Source organism: Streptomyces xylophagus (genome assembly GCF_000716435.1).
Classification (GTDB): Bacteria; Actinomycetota; Actinomycetes; order Streptomycetales; family Streptomycetaceae; genus Streptomyces; species Streptomyces xylophagus.
Window position 1 is genome coordinate 1 of record NZ_JNWO01000131.1, and the last position, 505, is coordinate 505.

The window sequence follows — 505 nt, forward strand, 5'->3', positions numbered from 1 at the left end:
TCCATCCCTCGTGCGACCGCAGGAAGTCACCCACCGTCTTGTCACGGGCCTTCATGACCGTGATGTAGCCGGTCAGTTCCTCCGACACCGACACCGCGAGCAGCTCCAGCGCGAGCCTCGTCTTGCCCGATCCGGTCGGCCCGATGAAACTCACGTGCTCCCCGCCGTGGTACTTCCACACGCGGGTGATGAACGTCTTACGGTCGATCAGCTTCACCGACTGCTGCGGCGTAGCCGGGCGCGTCCGTGTCCTCGGTGGCATCCTGATCACCCCCCAACTCCCCCCGGAGCCGGAGTGCTTCGCGCTCCCACCCTTCCGCGGCCTGGAGCACCTCGGCATAGCGCTGCTTCCAGACCAAGACCTGAGCCTCCGACAGGATCAGGGCGTGCTGCGTGCGGCCGGCCCGCTCCACCGCGGCCTGATACGCGACCGCGGCCGGCACCTCCGCCGTGGCGTACTGCATCTCGTCAGACTGCGACATGCTCGCGCGCCTCCTCCTGGTAC

2 protein-coding genes are annotated in these 505 nt (G+C 67.7%); both read right to left on the reverse strand.

What is annotated here, in order from left to right; genetic code table 11:
• The coding region (locus tag OO70_RS50625; protein ID WP_043688378.1) for a hypothetical protein at positions 1-217 on the reverse strand (217 nt) is incomplete at its 3' end.
• Positions 198-505: hypothetical protein (locus tag OO70_RS50630; RefSeq protein WP_234337160.1), on the reverse strand; the 308-nt coding region annotated here is incomplete at its 5' end. The genes OO70_RS50630 and OO70_RS50625, both read right to left, overlap by 20 nt.